This window comes from Nocardia sp. NBC_00511, assembly GCF_045161165.1.
GTDB lineage: Bacteria > Actinomycetota > Actinomycetes > Mycobacteriales > Mycobacteriaceae > Nocardia.
This window is the reverse complement of sequence record NZ_CP107849.1, coordinates 7,377,706-7,393,796: the sequence shown is the minus strand read 5'-3', so window position 1 is coordinate 7,393,796 and position 16,091 is coordinate 7,377,706. Positions and strand designations below refer to the sequence as shown.

The window sequence follows — 16,091 nt, the reverse complement described above, 5'->3', positions numbered from 1 at the left end:
ACTGCGGCTCACACCATGTCGCGGCGGCCGATCAACCAGATCGTGCCCGCCGCGAACAGCACGGCGTACACGGCCAGCACCAGCAATGACTCACCGCGCGAAAGAATGTCCAGCACACCGGGTGTGGCGGGACCGCTCACCGACCGCATCGAACCCGCCAGCGAACCCGCGGCCGTACCGGGCAGGTGGTCGGTGAGCGCCCGGATCGGCGAGAAGATGCTCGCCACACCGCGCAGCAGGTTCTCCACCACCAGCACCCACACCAGGCCCAGCCCCACCGCCAGCGCGGGACCGCGAGCGACCGCGCCGATCACCGCTCCGGCCAGCGTCCACATGCCGAGAATCGCTGTCCCGCTGATCAATCCGAGCAGTGCGCGGCTCATCGAGGGCAGCGCCAGGGACTGCCCCTGGGTGCCCGCGATCAGGGCGGCCACGCCGGTGTCGACCACGAAGGCCACCACGACCAGCCCGACCACCGTCACCGCCAGCGCGACCACCACCGCGCCCACCGCGTTCACTCGCGAAGGCCCCTGAGTGAGAACGGTTTTCCAACTCCCCCAGCCGTATCCGCTGCCCACCGCGAGCGCACCGAGCACCAGCATGAGCGCGCCGCCGAACATGGCCATGCCCTGCGTGAACACCTCCGGCACCGAGGCGGGCAGCATCTGCTGCATCAGCATGTCGCGCGACATCCCGTTCGAGAGCCGGGAACTGCTGCCGGTGGTGTAAGCCAGGTAGTTGAACAGGTAGGCGAAGGTGAGGTTCAACAGAATCCAGGTGCCGAGCACGATCCAGAACGCGGGCCACTTGCGCAGGCGCAGCAGTTCACCGCGGACACTCGCGATCAGATCGGATCGGACAGTCACCAGTGGGCCGGTCATTTCGCCGCCTCCGTCATCTCGAAGAACACTTCTTCCAAGGACTTCTCGTCGCTGCGCAGTTCCAGCAGGTCCGCGCCCGCGGCGAGCACCGCGCGGGCGATCGCCGGAGCCTGGTCCGCGTCGGCGGCCACGCGAATACCGTTGGCGGTCAACAGGGCCGAACGTTCACCCACCACCGCGCGGACGGCGAGCAGGGCCAGCTCCAAGGGTTGCGCTCGCACCAGAAGCGCTGCCGCGCCGCGCAATTCGCGCACCGTGGACTCGACGAGCAGCCGCCCGCCGGAGATGACGCCGACGCGATCACAGATCTCCTGCACTTCGCTGAGCAGGTGACTGGACAGCACGACGGTGTGCCCGTCGGCGGCGAGTCCGGTGATGAGTTCCCGCATTTCGGCCATCCCGGCCGGATCCAGGCCGTTGGTCGGCTCGTCCAGGATGAGCAGGTCCGGGCTGCCGAGCAGGGCCGCGGCCACCCCGAGCCGCTGCTTCATGCCCAGCGAGTAGGTGCGGAAGCGGTCACCGCCGCGGGCGGTCAGGGCGACGCGGTCGAGGGCCTGCTCGACCTCGCCGTCGCCGACGCGGCGGTAGCGGGCCAGCACCCGCAGGTTGTCGCGACCCGAGAGGTACGGATAGAACCCGGGCCCTTCGATGAGAACTCCCGTGCGGCGCAACGTTTCCGGATCGCCCGGGTGTCGGCCCAGCACGGTGGCGGTGCCGCCGGACGGGCGAATCAAACCGACCAGCATGCGCAGCGTGGTGGTCTTACCCGCACCGTTCGGACCCAGGAAACCGTAGATCTCACCGCGGCGCACGGTCATGCTGACGGCGTCCACCGCGGTGTGCGACCCGTAGCGCTTGGTCAGCCGGTCGGTGCCGACGATCGCTTCTTCCATGCGTTCCACGGTCCGCCGTCGCGGACGCGGAAACATCCGTCACGCAGCGCGATCCGGCATACGTATGCAGACGTACCGCGGGACCGTATCCGGATGTATTTACCGGCGACACGGTGCCGACGCACCGGAAACGGCGCTACGGTGCAGTTATGGACATACGCGGGGGATGGTTCGTGCGACGGGACGTGCTGCCCGCACTCATCGTCGGCGCGATACAGCTGGGGTTCGGGACCCTGGCCAACCACCACCAGGGGGTGCCGCGCGCCCTCGACCCGCTCGGGGTGGCGCTGCTGGCCGCCGGGCCGCTGCTGCTGGTGGTGCGCTGCCGGTATCCGCGCCCGGTGTTCTACGGCACCCTCGCCGCGGCCATCGCCTACCTGCTCATCGGCTACGGGTACGGGCCGGTGTTCATCTCACTGGTCGTCGCCTTCGTGACCGCGTCGCTGAGCGGATCACGCTGGTACACATACCCGTTCGTCGCCGTCGGCTATCTGCTGATGGTGTGGCCGGTACCGGGCTGGCGCGGATATCACGGCGGCGTCTGGCAGGAACTGGGGCTGTTCGCCTGGCTGAGCGTGCTGGTGGTCGCCACCGAAGGCATCCGGCAGCGCCGCGCCGCCATCCTGGCCCGGCATCAGCGCGAGGACGAGGCCCGGCGCAACGAGCAGGCGCAGCGCGACCGCGAACGCGCCGAAGCCGCCCGCGGCCTGGCCGAACGCGAACAGCGGGCCAGCGAGGAACGCCTGGCCATCGCCCGCGAACTACACGATGTGCTGGCCCACAGCCTGTCGCTGATCAATGTGCAGTCCTCGGTGGCGCTGGAACTGTTCGACCGCAAACCCGAGCAGGCCGCCACCGCGCTGGCCGCCATCAAGGACGCCAGCAAGGACGCGCTCGGCGAGGTCAACGCGCTGCTGCGGTCCATTCGCGGCGGCACCGCCACCGTGGCCGCACCGACCGCGCCCACCATCGGCATCACCGACCTCGACAAGCTCACCGGACCCGCCCGCGCCGCCGGACTGATCGTGCACACCATGGTGACCGGCGGCCCGCGCCGACTGCCCGCCGTCGTGGACGTGGCCGCCGCCCGCATCGTGCAGGAGTCGCTCACCAATGTGGTGCGGCACGCACCCGGCGCGAGTGTGCTTGTCACCCTGCACTATTCGTCGCAGCGGCTACAGCTCACCATCGACAACACCCGGCCCACCCGGCAACCGGCGCCACAGTCCCCGACCGGCGGGCACGGCATCACCGGCATGACCGAACGCGCGCACGCGCTGGGCGGGCAACTGTCCGCGGAACCCAAGGTGGACGGTGGATTCCGGGTCAAAGCCCGGCTGCCCACCCATCTGTCCCTGCCGGAACCGGCCGCGTAAGTGGAGGATTCGATGACATCGCAGCAGCCTCAGCCGATCCGCGTGCTGATCGCCGACGATCAGGCCCTGGTCCGGGCCGGATTCGTGGCGCTGCTGAGCGTGCAGGACGACATCGAGGTGATCGGCGAGGCCGACACCGGCGAGCAGGCACTCCGGCTGGCCCGCACCATGATTCCCGACGTGGTCCTGATGGACATCCGGATGCCCGTCCTCGACGGACTGGCCGCCACCCGCGCCATCGCCGCCGACCCCGCCCTCACCGCCGTCAGGGTGGTGGTGCTGACCACCTTCGAACTCGACGAGTACGTCTTCGAGGCGATGCGTTCCGGCGCAACGGGTTTCCTGGTCAAGCACACCGAGCCCGCCGACTTGATCAAAGCCATCCGAGTGGTCGCGGGCGGCGACGCCCTGCTCTCCCCCAGCGTCACCCGCCGCCTGGTCGCCGAATACGCCACTCACGCCAAACCCGCTCCGGCCGTGGCCCTCTCGGACCTCACCGACCGCGAACGCGAGGTGATGGCCCTGGTCGCCGAGGGCCTCACCAACGCCGAGATCGCCGAGCGCCTCTTCATGAGCCCCGCCACCGCCCGCACCCACGTCAGCCGCATCCTGCTGAAACTCGGCGCCCGCGACCGCACCCAACTCGTCGTCCTCGCCTACGAATCCGGCCTGGTCCGGCCCGGCTGGCACTGACCGCGAGCCACCGGCTTCAGTAGACGGCGCTCCAGTATTCGCTCAGCGTGAAGCTGCGGGAGCTGAGGTCGGGGCGTTTCGGGTCGTCGGTGATGGTGACGGTGGAGTGGGCCAGGTCGATCTTCATGCCGTCGGCGACGAACTGCTGGCTGTTGGCGGTGAAGGTGAAGAAGGTGCCCTCGATGGGGTCGGGGCGCAGGTAGGCGGCGTTCGCGCGCATGACACGGACACCGGCCTTGTTCTCGCACACCACGATCCGGTTGTCACCGGCCGGGAAGCCGCCGAAGGGCTTGGTGCTGGTGGATTTCTGGCCGACCAGCAGGACCAGGCGTTCGTCGGCGGTACAGCGGGCGAAGGAGTTCAGGTAGCCCTGCTTGTCGGCGTCGGCGGGCAGCGTGCCGTCCGTCAGCACGGGGGCGGGGGTCGCCGAAGTGGTCGGGCTCGGGGCTGCCGCCACCGGTGGCGGAGTGGATTTCTCGCTCGAGCACGCGGCCGTCGACGCCAGCAGGGCCAGGGCCAGCAGTGGCAGGCGGGAGCGAAGCATGATCATCACGGGAGGGTAGCAATCCGACAAATCGGCCGAATCGGTGTGCTATTCGGTCGGGGTGCGCCCTCCCGATATCGATCAGCTACCCGGATTCGACCGGTGGCGTTCCTCGTCGGTGAAACCGGTGCGGCGCATGAAGGAGGGGGTGTCCGCGTCGTCGGAGCCGGTGGATCCCGGGGCCGACTGGAGGCGGGCCGAGTAGGCGGAGGCGGCGCTGAAGACGCCCGAGACACCCTCGGAGCCAGCCGAATAGGTGATGGAGCTGCCCGGGGCGAAGCCCAGGTCGGTGCCGATGGCGACGGCGTCCATGTTCGCGCCGAGGAACAGGAAGGTCCAGTTCCATGCCTCCTGCTGTTGGGTGATGAGCGACCGCACGTCGGGATGCGACCATTCGCGGCTGGAGTTCTCGTGGCCGTCGGTGAGGACCACGACGATCACGGTGGACGGGCGATCCTCTTCGCGGCGCGCCGCCAGCTCGGCGCCCACATCGGTGATCAGGCGGCCCACCGCGTCGTACAGGGCGGTCATGCCGCGCGGCTGCAGGCGCAGGTTCGGGACCTGCGCCAGCGGCCGATTCGCGTACACCAGTTCGTATTCCGTATCGAACTGGGCGAGGGTCACCTCGATCTGCTTGGGAACCTCGCGCTGCTGCTCGATGTAGGCGTCGAAACCGCCCTCGGTGTCGGACTTGATGGTCTGCATGGATCCCGAACGGTCCAGCAGGATCGCGATGAGCGTGCGATCAGGATTGGTCATTGTGGTGGCTCCCCCCGGAGACGAATTCGTATGAACCAGGCCACCGTACGCGGGCGGCGAACTCCGCGCCCCTGATTTTCGGGGCAGCTAGCGCCGCGGACCGAATTCCGCGGCGGCCGGAATCACCTCGCGGCCCAGCAACTCCAGCGGCGTGACCTCGTCGACGCCCTCCACCCGGCCGATCACCAGGTCGATCCCCATGTCCCCCAGCCACTTCAAACGCCCCAGCAACTCACCGATACCCGCACCGTCACGGCCCGGATCGAAGGTGAACACGCACGACTTGCGGATCTCCGACGGATCGCGCCCGGCCTCCTCGGCCAGCCGGTTGATCAGGTCGATCTTGCGCGGCAGATCCGGGCCCGGGCGCAGGCTCGCCACATCCGCGTAGCGGGCCACCAGCGGCAGCGTCCGCTTCTCACCGTCACCGCCGACGAGGATCGGCGGATGCGGGCGGCGCACCGACTGCGGCGCGTTCAACGGCCTCGACACCTGAAAATGCTTGCCCGGCACCGGTTCCTCGGCGCCGCGTTCCCCGCTCCACATGGCCAGGCAGATCTGCAGCGTCTCCTCCAGCATCTCGAAGCGTTCGCGCAGCGGCGGGAAAGACAGCCCGTAGCCCTCCACGTCACCGGTCGAGGTCCCCGCCCCGATCCCGAGCCAGGCACGCCCGTCCGACAGCACATCCAGGGTGGTGACCAGCTTCCCCAGCATCGCCGGATGCCGGTAGTGCACACCCGACACCACCGCGGTCAGCCCCACCCGCTCGGTGTGCGCGGCCACGTACGACAGCGTCGAATACGCCTCCAGCACATTCTGTTCCACCCGCCCCAGCCACGGGCTCTGCCACAGGTGATCACCCACCGCGATCACCGCGAAGCCACTCGCCTCCGCGGCCTGCGCCACCTCTCCGAGCCACGCGCCGGTCCCGCTCGACGGGGCGTCCATGGCGAAATTCGTCAGATGCAATCCGAGTTCCATGACCTCGACACTGCTCCTCGCGCAAGCGTGAAACATCCGTCACCGGAACACATCCGGCGTACGCGCCCAGACGTAGACGCGGTCCTGCCCGGCGGCGCGTGGTCAGGAAACGATGGCGTCGGCAATCCCGAGGCCACGTCGAATCGCCTGCTCCACAGGCGAGTGCGCGCCGTCCGCACGGTCCAGGTCGCACGGCTCGCGTGACAGCAGCGGAGGCTGCGCCATGAATTTTGGCTGTCCGACGTGGTTCGGCTGCGCGGCGTGCACCAGGAACGGATGGCACAGATAGACGTCACCCGCCCGCCCGGTGGCCGTCACTTCGGGGAGATCGGCCGTGGCCGTGTAGGTCTCGAGCATGATCCGATCGGACATTCCGACGCCCGCGTCGCCGAACGGGGCCAGCACCGGCGGCAGCCGGAGGTGGGATCCGACCCGGATGCGGGTGGGCGCGTCATCCGGACCGACATCAGAGAACAGGAACAGCATCAGCAGCGCCCGACCCCGGGACCGAACATTGATGCGCCAGTTCAGGTAGTCGGTGGGGTCCTCGCCGGGGAAGCTCGCATCGATGTGCCAGCCGTCATCACCGGTGCGGTTCGGGTCGGGGAAGCGAATCGGCCAGCCGCCCAGGCTGTTGCGGGGCAACCAGCGGCCCGGTCCAGCCAGCTGGTCGTAGGCGTCCAGTAGTGCGGGCGCGGTAACAGCGGCCGCGAACGGCGGCTCGGCATGATCGGTGAGCCGGACCACCGGGCGCGTCCAGGTGGACGAATCCTCGGGGTCGCAACCGGTTGCCCGCCAGAGGATCTCGCGGCCCGCGTCCGCGACCTCGCGCGCAAACGCGGACTCGACCTTCACGAACCCGTCGGCGACGAACTCGGAGAGCTGTTTTCGGGTGAGCATGCGGTCCCTTCGTCGACGTCGATCCCGCCAGCTTGGCCGTTCACCACGCCCACGTGCCACCGAATTTCGTACCCCGCCGTCGAATGCCCGCGGGCCCGGAGATGCGAAAAGCCCCGCTCTCCGTGGGAGAGCGGGGCTTTCGATTGAGCTGTTACTCGCCGGAGGCGGCGGCCGGGGCGTCACCCGCGAGGGCGGCGACCGGCTTGTCCTCGACCGACTCGTCGGTCTTCTTGGTCAGCTTGGCCTTGGCGGCGAAGGTGAACTTCGCGGCCTCGCCCTGACCCTCGCCGTCCCAGTTCTCGACATCCACCACGACGACCTGGCCGGGGCCGATCTCGCCGAAGAGGATCTTCTCCGAGAGCTGGTCCTCGATCTCACGCTGAATGGTGCGACGCAGCGGGCGGGCACCGAGCACCGGATCGAAACCGCGCTTGGCCAGCAGGCTCTTCGCCTGCGGACGCAGATCGATCTCCATGTCCTTGTTCTTCAGCTGCTTGGCGACGCGGCCGATCATCAGGTCGACCATCTGGATGATCTGATCCTGGGTCAGCTGGTGGAACACGATCACGTCGTCGATGCGGTTGAGGAACTCGGGGCGGAAGTGCTTCTTCAGCTCGTCGTTGACCTTGAGCTTCATCCGCTCGTAGTTCGAGCCCTCGGCATTGCTCTGGGCGAAGCCGAGGCCGACCGCCTTCGAGATGTCCGAGGTACCGAGGTTCGAGGTGAAGATCAGCACGGTGTTCTTGAAGTCGACCGTACGACCCTGACCGTCGGTCAGGCGACCATCCTCGAGGACCTGCAACAGGGTGTTGTAGATCTCCTGGTGGGCCTTCTCGATCTCGTCGAACAGCACCACCGAGAACGGCTTGCGCCGCACCTTCTCGGTGAGCTGGCCGCCCTCCTCGTATCCGACGTAGCCCGGAGGGGCACCGAACAGACGCGAGGCGGTGAAGCGGTCGTGGAACTCGCCCATGTCGATCTGGATGAGCGCGTCGTCGTCGCCGAACAGGAAGTTCGCCAGCGCCTTCGACAGCTCGGTCTTACCGACACCGGACGGACCGGCGAAGATGAACGAGCCCGACGGACGCTTCGGATCCTTCAGACCGGCACGAGTACGGCGAATCGCCTTGGAGACAGCGCGAACCGCGTCCTCCTGGCCGATGATCCGCTTGTGCAGCTCGTCCTCCATGCGGAGCAGACGGGTGGTCTCCTCCTCGGTGAGCTTGAACACCGGAATACCGGTCCAGTTGGCCAGCACCTCCGCGATCTGCTCGTCGTCGACCTCGGCCACGACATCCAGATCGCCGGAGCGCCACTGCTTTTCACGCTCGGCCCGCTTGGCGACGAGCTGCTTCTCCTTGTCGCGCAGGCGCGCGGCCTTCTCGAAGTCCTGCGCGTCGATCGCGGATTCCTTCTCCCGGCGCGCCTCGGCGATCTTGTCGTCGAATTCGCGCAGGTCCGGCGGTGCGGTCATCCGGCGGATGCGCATGCGCGCGCCCGCCTCGTCGATGAGGTCGATCGCCTTGTCCGGCAGGAACCGGTCGTTGATGTAGCGATCCGCGAGGGTGGCGGCGGCGACGAGAGCGCCATCGGTGATCGAAACCCGGTGGTGCGCCTCGTAGCGGTCGCGCAGACCCTTGAGGATGTTGATGGTGTGCTCGACCGTCGGCTCGCCCACCTGGACCGGCTGGAACCGGCGCTCCAGGGCGGCGTCCTTCTCGATGTACTTGCGGTACTCGTCGAGGGTGGTGGCGCCGATGGTCTGCAGTTCACCGCGAGCCAGCTTGGGCTTGAGGATCGAGGCCGCGTCGATAGCGCCCTCGGCCGCGCCCGCACCCACCAGGGTGTGCAGCTCGTCGATGAACAGGATGATGTCGCCGCGCGTGTTGATCTCCTTGAGCACCTTCTTCAGGCGCTCCTCGAAATCACCGCGGTAGCGGCTGCCCGCGACCAGGGAACCCAGGTCGAGGGTGTAGAGCTGCTTGTCCTTCAACGTCTCCGGCACTTCACCGTTGACGATGGCCTGCGCGAGACCCTCCACGACGGCGGTCTTGCCGACGCCGGGCTCACCGATCAGGACCGGGTTGTTCTTGGTACGGCGGCTCAGCACCTGCATGACGCGCTCGATTTCCTTCGCGCGGCCGATGACCGGGTCGAGCTTGCCCTCGAGGGCGGCCTGGGTCAGGTTGCGGCCGAACTGGTCCAGCACCAGCGAGGTGGACGGGGTACCCGTCTCGCCGCGCGTGCCCGAACCCTCGACCGGCTCCTTGCCCTGGTACCCGGACAGCAGCTGGATGACCTGCTGCCGCACGCGGTTGAGATCCGCGCCCAGCTTGACCAGCACCTGCGCCGCGACGCCCTCACCCTCGCGGATCAGGCCGAGCAGAATGTGCTCGGTGCCGATGTAGTTGTGGCCGAGCTGCAGGGCCTCCCGCAGCGACAGCTCCAGCACCTTCTTCGCCCGCGGGGTGAAGGGGATGTGACCGGACGGCGCCTGCTGGCCCTGCCCGATGATCTCCTCGACCTGCGACCGCACACCCTCCAGCGAGATGCCAAGGGACTCCAGCGACTTCGCCGCCACACCCTCGCCCTCGTGAATCAGGCCCAGCAGGATGTGCTCGGTGCCGATGTAGTTGTGGTTGAGCATCCGGGCCTCTTCTTGGGCCAGGACAACGACCCGCCGCGCGCGGTCGGTGAACCTCTCGAACATCGCTCCCTCACTCTCCTGCTCCGCCATCAATGGCGTCCGGCGCTTCAGACCCTGTGCTGCCCTTCTGGTCGCCAGCCTGCCATGAAGCTCTGGGGTTGCATCCCCCGCCTCCACTCTAGTTGGCAGGGGTCACGCACGTCGTCCGTCCACCCTATTGCGAACGGGCCTCAGTACGACTCATTCACTCATAACGGGGCAGTTGCGCTGACCGTTTCCATTTCCGCTACGCCCACAGCGAACAACCCGGTCATGCCCGAAAATCAGCGGCCCGAGCCACGAACCACCGGTTGCTCGCTAGCCGGTGAAGGGCGGGACGAACTCGCAGGGGACGGGTTGGGGGTGGTCCGGGTCGAGGGCGTTGAGGGCGATCACGGTGGAGCGGTGGCTGGCGGCGATGGCCAGGTGGTCGGAGAAGTCGGTGGGGCAGGCGTCCTGCATGAAGTGGTTGTCGGCGTTGGGGGCGGGGACGAGGCCGGAGGTGTAGGGGACGACCAGTTCGTCGTAGCGGGTCGAGAGGTTGGTGTAGGTGACGGTGGGGTCGTAGACGCCGTCGCTGTCGAGGGCGGTCATGAAGGCGCTGTTGCCGAGCATTTCGGTGCAGGCGGGGCAGAAGCCAGAGCCCTGAGTGAGGGCGTCGAGGTCGGTGACGCCGAGGCCGCGGGCGAAGGTGCGCACGACGTTCATGCTGTCGCCGTAGGTGCCCAGCCAGGGGGCGGCGAGGGCGACGAACTTGTCGACCAGGCCATGGCCACCGGCGCGCTTGATGTAGTAGTTGGCGACGATATTGCCCTGTGAGTGGGCGATGAAATCGATCTTCGCGGCGCCGGTGGCGTCACGCACCCGGTCGACGAAGGCGCCGAGTTCGGCGGCCTCGTCCTCGATCGAGCGCATGCCGCCCATGGCCGAGAGCGGCCAGGGCACGTCGGCGCTGCCGTAGGTCAGCGAGTAGACGCAGTAGCCCGCGTTGGCCAGCAGCGGAACGTAGGCGCCCCAGTTGGTTTGGGCGCCGCCCGCGGTGCCGTGCACGAGCACCACCGGATCCGGGTGTGCGGCAGTCGGTTTGCAGGACCAGTCGTTGGAGCCGGGGAGTGACCCGCCGGGGTTGAGCAGTTCGCCGGGGATACCGGCGAAGAAGTTGTAAGTGACCGGGTATTCCGCGCGGGCGGTGCCGCTCGCGGTCACCCCCAGCACGGCCAGGATCGCGATGATCAGCAGTGATCCGGGCGTTCGACGCATGGGCATCCGTCGCATGTTCCCTCCCAAATTAGAACGCGTTCCGTCAACCTAAACGGAAAACAATCACGAGAGATGGCTTACTGGCGGGTAGGTTTCTGCAACCGGTTTCAGCACAGCGGAACAGCGAAGGCCGGGACCCGCAGGCGGCTTGTGTTGCCGCACTTCGGGTCCCGGCCTCCGCCGGAAATGGTGTCGAATTACCGCTGGCCGGAAGCGAATCCGGGACGCGGGGCGAACTGCTGCGGGGCGAACTGCGCCGCGGGTGCCCCGTAGGTCGGCCCGGCCACCGTCGGTGCGGCGACGGTGCCCGGCGCGAATCCGGTCGCCTGCTGCGCCACCGGGAGGCCCGCAGCGACCCCGCCGGACTGGACGGTCGCGGCCCGGGCGTGCTGCATGCCCGCCACGAACAGCGCACCGAGCAGCGCCAGGAAGGCGAGGGTGTGCAGCACCGCCCGCACGATGTTCCAAGTCACCCAGGAGCTTTCGAACTGGGCGCGGACCGCCGCCAGATCACCGATCTGCCCGACATCACCGGCGTTCGCCAGCTGATTGTTGAGCGGGACATTGACTCCGGAGGTGACGAAGAACGCGATCACGTTGAGCAGCAACGCGACTCCGACCCAGATCAGGGTGGCGCGGTGATCCTTGCCCAGATGCACCGCGGCCGCCAGCACCGCGAACCCGACCGCGCCCATGAAGCTGAACATGAACCACGGGTTCACGATCACCACGTTGATCTTCTGCATCACGTCGACGATGGTGCGATCGTCGGCGCGGTGCAGCGCCGGCATGACCGAGATGGCGTAGGCGTAGAACACCCCGGCGACCAGACCGGTCGCCAGTGTCGCCAACACCAGTGCGGCGGTACGAAGTGCGAACATTGCTGTCTCCTGACTGGATCCGCCACCCGTGTGATTCCCAGGTGATCGACTGCATTCAGTCAACCGTCCGGGGGTGGGAGTCTCCATGGCTCAGAAGCTTCCGCGCATGCGCACGCGTCCACAGCACCTGAATCGGCGCGAAAATCCGTGCCGAACAGGGATTTCTACAGATCGCGCTCGGAGATGATGCCGGTCTGCAGCGCCAGATTCGCGAGCTTCACCCGCTTCTGGTTCTGCGGCAGATCCTCGACCCCGAACTTCGCGAACAGCGCGCGCAGATGTGTCTTGATGGCATCCACACTCAGGAACAACTCGGCCGCGATCTGCTGATTCGAGGCGGGCGAGGCGAACGCGTCATTGCCGGGACGCAGCGGACGGCACAGCGCGATCAGCACCGAACGCTGAGTTTCGGTGAGCGAGCGCAGGGTCGGCAGTCCGCCGGTGGAGGTGCGCGTGACGTCACCCGCGACCGGACCGAAGTCCTGGAACGTGACTCGCGAGGTGCCCATCCGGATGACATCTCCGGGTTGCAGCCGATGGCGGCCGACCAGCCGGTCGCCATTGACGAAAGTGCCGTTGCGGGAAAGGCCGTCGTCCACGATGGTCCAGTGCGCGGTCAGGAATTCCAGGGTGGCGTGCAGGCGGGACACCTCGGCGTCCCAGGCCAGCGACAGATCTGCCTGCGGTGAACGCCCGATGGTGATCCGCGGCTGCTCGGAGGAGAGCATCAACTCGTGCTGGCGGCCGTCCTGATCGTTGAACCGGAGGAACGAACCGTGGAATACGGTCACCGCGCCGATACCTCTTCCCTAGACCCGACCAGTGACATCGTCCGCACGTTTCAATGGTGCCCGGACACTCCGATCTGAGCAAGATCACGGAGTTATACGCAAAGCGTATGAAAAAACCACTGCCGCCCGGGTTCGCACGAACACCCGGGCGGCAGCCGCGAAAAATCGGCGACTAGTTCTTGGTAGCTGCCTTGTTGTACGCCTCGGTGATGTCCGCGGAGATACGACCGCGCGCCGACACCTTGTGACCATTCCGGCGAGCCCATTCACGAATGGCCGCGCTTTGTTCACGGTCGATGGAGACCCGGTTCTTCGGGCCCGCCGCGGGAGCGCCGGCCACCTTGGTGCGCCGCCGGCCGCTGACCCGGCGAGCGGCGGTAACCCACCCCTCCAGACCGTCGCGCAGCTTGGCTGCGTTCTCAGTCGACAAGTCGATCTCGTACGAGACGCCATCGATAGCGAACTCGATGGTCTCGTTCGCGATGGACTCACCGTCGACATCGTCGATCAAGCTAACGGTGACCTTCTTTGCCATGAGATGAACGTCCTCTCGAAATCGTGCGACCCACATAGTCGGGTCGATTACCCGACGCCAGAATACCGCTAATTCCGATAGTCCCAGAACGGGCCCCGGAAATGCAATCCGGAGAACTCTATCGGGTCGCCGGACGCACAATTGGAAAGAGTATCGTTTCCCGGATTCCGAGGCCAGTCAGGGCCATCAGCAAACGATCGATACCCATACCGGTTCCGGTCGTCGGGGGCATACCGTGCTCCATGGCGGCGAGGAAGTCCTCATCCAGGCGCATCGCTTCGTCGTCACCGGCCGCCGCCAAACGCGCTTGATCCACGAACCGTTCCCGCTGGATCACCGGATCCACGAGTTCCGAATAGCCGGTGGCGAGTTCGAAGCCGCGCACGTAGAGGTCCCACTTCTCGGTAACCCCAGGCTTGCTCCGATGCTGTCGGGTGAGCGGCGAGGTCTCCACCGGGAAGTCACGCACGAAAGTCGGCGCGTAGAGCTTGTCGCCGTAGACGTGCTCCCAGAGTTCCTCGACCAGTTTCCCGTGACCGTAGCCCTTGCCCGCCGGAATTTCCAGACCCACCCGATCGGCGAGTGCCAGCAATTCCTGCACCGAAGTTTCCGGCGTGACCTCCACACCGATCGACTCGGACAGCGACGGGTACATCTCGACGGTCGTCCACTCGCCGGACAGATCGTATTCGGTGCCGTCGGCGAGCGTCACGACCTGCGTGCCGTAGACCTGCTGCGCGACTTCCTGGATCAATTCGCGCATCATCTTCGCGGAATCGTCGTAGGTGCCGTAAGCCTCGTAGGTTTCCAGCATTGCGAACTCCGGGGAATGCGTGGAGTCCGCACCCTCGTTGCGGAAGTTGCGGTTGATCTCGAAGACCCGCTCGATACCGCCCACCACGCAACGCTTGAGGAACAGCTCCGGCGCGATACGCAGGAACAGTTCCAGATCCAGCGCGTTGGAGTGCGTGACGAACGGGCGGGCCGCCGCACCACCGTGGATGGTCTGCAGCATCGGCGTCTCGACCTCAAGGAAACCCCTGTGCTCCAACGCGTTTCGCAGCGCGCGCACGGCGGCCACCCGGGTGCGGGCCATCTCGCGGGCCTCCGGGCGGATGATCAGGTCGACATAGCGCTGCCGGACCCGGGACTCCTCGTTCATCTCCTTGTGCGCCACCGGCAGCGGGCGCAGCGACTTCGCGGCCATCTCCCAGGCGTCGGCCATCACACTCAATTCGCCCGTGCGCGAAGCGATCACCTCGCCGTGCACGTACACGAAGTCACCCAGGTCGACATCGGCCTTCCAGGCGGCGAGGGATTCCGCGCCGACCCCGTTGAGGCTGATCATCGCCTGCAGCTTGGTGCCGTCACCCTCTTGGAGTGTCGCGAAACACAGTTTCCCGGTATTCCGGACGAAAATAACTCGACCCGCGACACCGACCACCTGACCGGTTTCTTCACCGGCGGGCAGTTCCGGGTAGGCGGCGCGAATTTCGGCGAGCGTATGAGTTCGCGGCACCACTACGGGATAGGCTTCACGCCCCTCCCCCAGCAACCGCTCGCGCTTCTCCTGGCGAATCCGCATCTGCTCGGGAACGTCCTGCTCCACCGGAGCGGCCTCGGCACGCGCTCGGCCAGCGGAAACGGTGGGGCTTGCGGGAGAAGAGGGGTTGGGGGTGCTCACGAGGCTCTAGCCTATCTTGCGGCGGAAATGCTTTAATCCGCCGCCCGGGCTAATTTCACGGGACGCGAGCCGGGGATCGGTTCACACCCAGGCGAGGGTGGCCACCTCACGCTCGAAGTGCGGCGCGGTGGCGGCGACGGTCAGCAGTCCGGCCGCTTTCAATGCCTGATAACCGCCTTCGAGATCGGTCGCGCGACGCAGGCCCAACTGCTGCAGCGACGCCGCCGCCAAGCTCGAGGTGTAACCCTCCGAGCACACGATGATCCATTCCAGATCGTGATGCTCGGCCAGCGCCAAACGCGCCGAACTCGACGGATCCAGCCGCCATTCCAACACATTTCGTTCGATCACCAGTGCGCCCGGCAGGGTGCCCTCGCGCAGCCGCTGCGCCTGCGGGCGAATATCCACCAGAATCGCGCCGCGCGCGATGGCCTGCGGCAATTCGATGGGCAACAGTCGACGCAGCTGCTGGCGGGCGTGGGCGAGCATGCCGTCGATCGTCAAGTGGGTCATTCGAGTTCACCTTCGGGCTGGTCGGTGAGAACGGAGCGGGTGCGGCGCAGGGTGCCGTGGCCGGTGACCTCGTAATACGACATGGCGGTCAGCGGCGGCGAATAGGCGTGCACACTCAGGGTCGGGTTGAGCGGGCCGGTGACACCGGCCTCCTCGGCGGGGGCGCGCACCACGTCGTGCACCCAGCCGAGCGGGAAGGAGGCCTGATCACCCGCGGTGAGGGTGCGGCGGCGCAATTCCTTGCCGTTCCAGCGGAATTCGTCGAGCGCACCGGACAGCACGGTCAGCGCGCCCAGTGAACCGGCATGGTCGTGCAGTTCGGTGTATTTGCCCTCGGCCCAGCTGATCAGCCAGAGGTCCACCTCGTCGTCGGCGACAAGCCTTGTGGCCCAGCGCTTCTCGGTGGGCCACAGGCCGTCCTCGGGCAGCACGTGGTCGTAGCGGCCCTCCAGCACGTCCTGCGCACCCTCGTCGGTCAGGCGCAGCAGGTCGGCCGGGCGCAACCGGGTCGGCAGGGCGGAGGCGGTGGCCCGCTCGGTCACCTCGGGCAGCAGCCGCGAGACGGGGGTGCGGGAATCGCCGGGAAGGGAAAGTACAGAGGAACGCATGAGCGAAACTCCAGGAGTCGTGAAAGTGGTCGGGGGCTATACGAAGCCTCGACGACCGTCGAGGCGGATTAGCCTCGACAACACTCCTGGGTGGTCACGCGGAAAG

Annotated in this window: 16 protein-coding genes; 2 read left to right on the top strand and 14 right to left on the bottom strand. The window is 67.1% G+C overall.

Annotation, left to right across the window (positions count from 1 at the left end):
* Window positions 1–8: 8 nt before the first annotated feature.
* Both OG300_RS34360 and OG300_RS34355 read right to left on the bottom strand, forming a co-directional pair.
* Window positions 9–881 (bottom strand): ABC transporter permease, encoded by an 873-nt coding sequence (locus OG300_RS34360; protein WP_405488256.1) that lies wholly within the window; start codon window positions 879–881, stop codon window positions 9–11.
* Complete coding sequence (locus OG300_RS34355; RefSeq protein ID WP_405488254.1) at window positions 878–1,774, bottom strand: ABC transporter ATP-binding protein; 897 nt, start codon at window positions 1,772–1,774, stop codon at window positions 878–880. The genes OG300_RS34360 and OG300_RS34355 overlap by 4 nt, the downstream gene beginning before the upstream one ends.
* Window positions 1,775–1,923: 149 nt before the next feature.
* Here OG300_RS34355 and OG300_RS34350 point away from each other — a divergent pair, with 149 nt between their 5' ends.
* Together OG300_RS34350 and OG300_RS34345 are read left to right on the top strand one after the other, a co-directional pair.
* The gene (locus tag OG300_RS34350; protein WP_405488252.1) at window positions 1,924–3,150 is read left to right on the top strand and encodes a sensor histidine kinase; all 1,227 of its coding nucleotides are present in this window, start codon (window positions 1,924–1,926) and stop codon (window positions 3,148–3,150) included.
* Between the two features lie 12 nt (window positions 3,151–3,162).
* Window positions 3,163–3,843 carry a response regulator gene (locus tag OG300_RS34345; RefSeq protein WP_405488250.1) on the top strand — a complete coding sequence of 227 codons (681 nt, stop codon included), beginning with the start codon at window positions 3,163–3,165 and terminating at the stop codon, window positions 3,841–3,843.
* A gap of 16 nt (window positions 3,844–3,859) precedes the next feature.
* Here the strand turns inward: OG300_RS34345 and OG300_RS34340 are convergent, their stop codons facing one another.
* The 12 genes from OG300_RS34340 to OG300_RS34285 all read right to left on the bottom strand — a co-directional run bounded on the left by OG300_RS34340 (window position 3,860) and on the right by OG300_RS34285 (window position 15,985).
* Window positions 3,860–4,393 (bottom strand): hypothetical protein, encoded by a 534-nt coding sequence (locus OG300_RS34340; RefSeq protein WP_405488249.1) that lies wholly within the window; start codon window positions 4,391–4,393, stop codon window positions 3,860–3,862.
* 75 nt (window positions 4,394–4,468) lie between these two features.
* Window positions 4,469–5,146, bottom strand: coding sequence for a VWA domain-containing protein (locus tag OG300_RS34335; RefSeq protein WP_405488248.1), 678 nt, complete (start codon window positions 5,144–5,146; stop codon window positions 4,469–4,471).
* A gap of 87 nt (window positions 5,147–5,233) precedes the next feature.
* Window positions 5,234–6,127 carry a TIGR03560 family F420-dependent LLM class oxidoreductase gene (locus OG300_RS34330; protein WP_405488247.1) on the bottom strand — a complete coding sequence of 298 codons (894 nt, stop codon included), beginning with the start codon at window positions 6,125–6,127 and terminating at the stop codon, window positions 5,234–5,236.
* A gap of 102 nt (window positions 6,128–6,229) precedes the next feature.
* On the bottom strand, window positions 6,230–7,027 hold the full coding sequence (locus tag OG300_RS34325; protein ID WP_405488245.1) for a phytanoyl-CoA dioxygenase family protein: 798 nt from the start codon (window positions 7,025–7,027) through the stop codon (window positions 6,230–6,232).
* Between the two features lie 151 nt (window positions 7,028–7,178).
* The gene (locus OG300_RS34320) at window positions 7,179–9,737 is read right to left on the bottom strand and encodes an ATP-dependent Clp protease ATP-binding subunit (RefSeq protein WP_405488243.1); all 2,559 of its coding nucleotides are present in this window, start codon (window positions 9,735–9,737) and stop codon (window positions 7,179–7,181) included.
* A gap of 294 nt (window positions 9,738–10,031) precedes the next feature.
* Entirely contained in the window at window positions 10,032–10,973 is a 942-nt protein-coding gene (locus OG300_RS34315) for an esterase/lipase family protein (RefSeq protein ID WP_405498793.1), read from the bottom strand.
* A gap of 197 nt (window positions 10,974–11,170) precedes the next feature.
* A complete protein-coding gene (locus OG300_RS34310) occupies window positions 11,171–11,854 on the bottom strand; it encodes a DUF1772 domain-containing protein (RefSeq protein WP_405488241.1) in 684 nt (227 codons plus the stop codon).
* Between the two features lie 164 nt (window positions 11,855–12,018).
* Window positions 12,019–12,645, bottom strand: a complete 627-nt coding sequence (locus tag OG300_RS34305) for an FHA domain-containing protein (RefSeq protein ID WP_405488239.1) — start codon at window positions 12,643–12,645, stop codon at window positions 12,019–12,021.
* 172 nt (window positions 12,646–12,817) lie between these two features.
* The gene (locus OG300_RS34300; RefSeq protein ID WP_405488237.1) at window positions 12,818–13,180 is read right to left on the bottom strand and encodes an Lsr2 family protein; all 363 of its coding nucleotides are present in this window, start codon (window positions 13,178–13,180) and stop codon (window positions 12,818–12,820) included.
* Window positions 13,181–13,298: 118 nt separating this feature from the next.
* Window positions 13,299–14,765, bottom strand: coding sequence for a lysine--tRNA ligase (gene lysS, locus OG300_RS34295; RefSeq protein WP_405498792.1), 1,467 nt, complete (start codon window positions 14,763–14,765; stop codon window positions 13,299–13,301).
* Between the two features lie 180 nt (window positions 14,766–14,945).
* Entirely contained in the window at window positions 14,946–15,377 is a 432-nt protein-coding gene (locus tag OG300_RS34290) for a rhodanese-like domain-containing protein (protein ID WP_405488236.1), read from the bottom strand.
* Window positions 15,374–15,985, bottom strand: coding sequence for a cysteine dioxygenase (locus tag OG300_RS34285; protein ID WP_405488234.1), 612 nt, complete (start codon window positions 15,983–15,985; stop codon window positions 15,374–15,376). The genes OG300_RS34290 and OG300_RS34285 overlap by 4 nt, the downstream gene beginning before the upstream one ends.
* Between the last annotated feature and the right edge of the window lie 106 nt (window positions 15,986–16,091).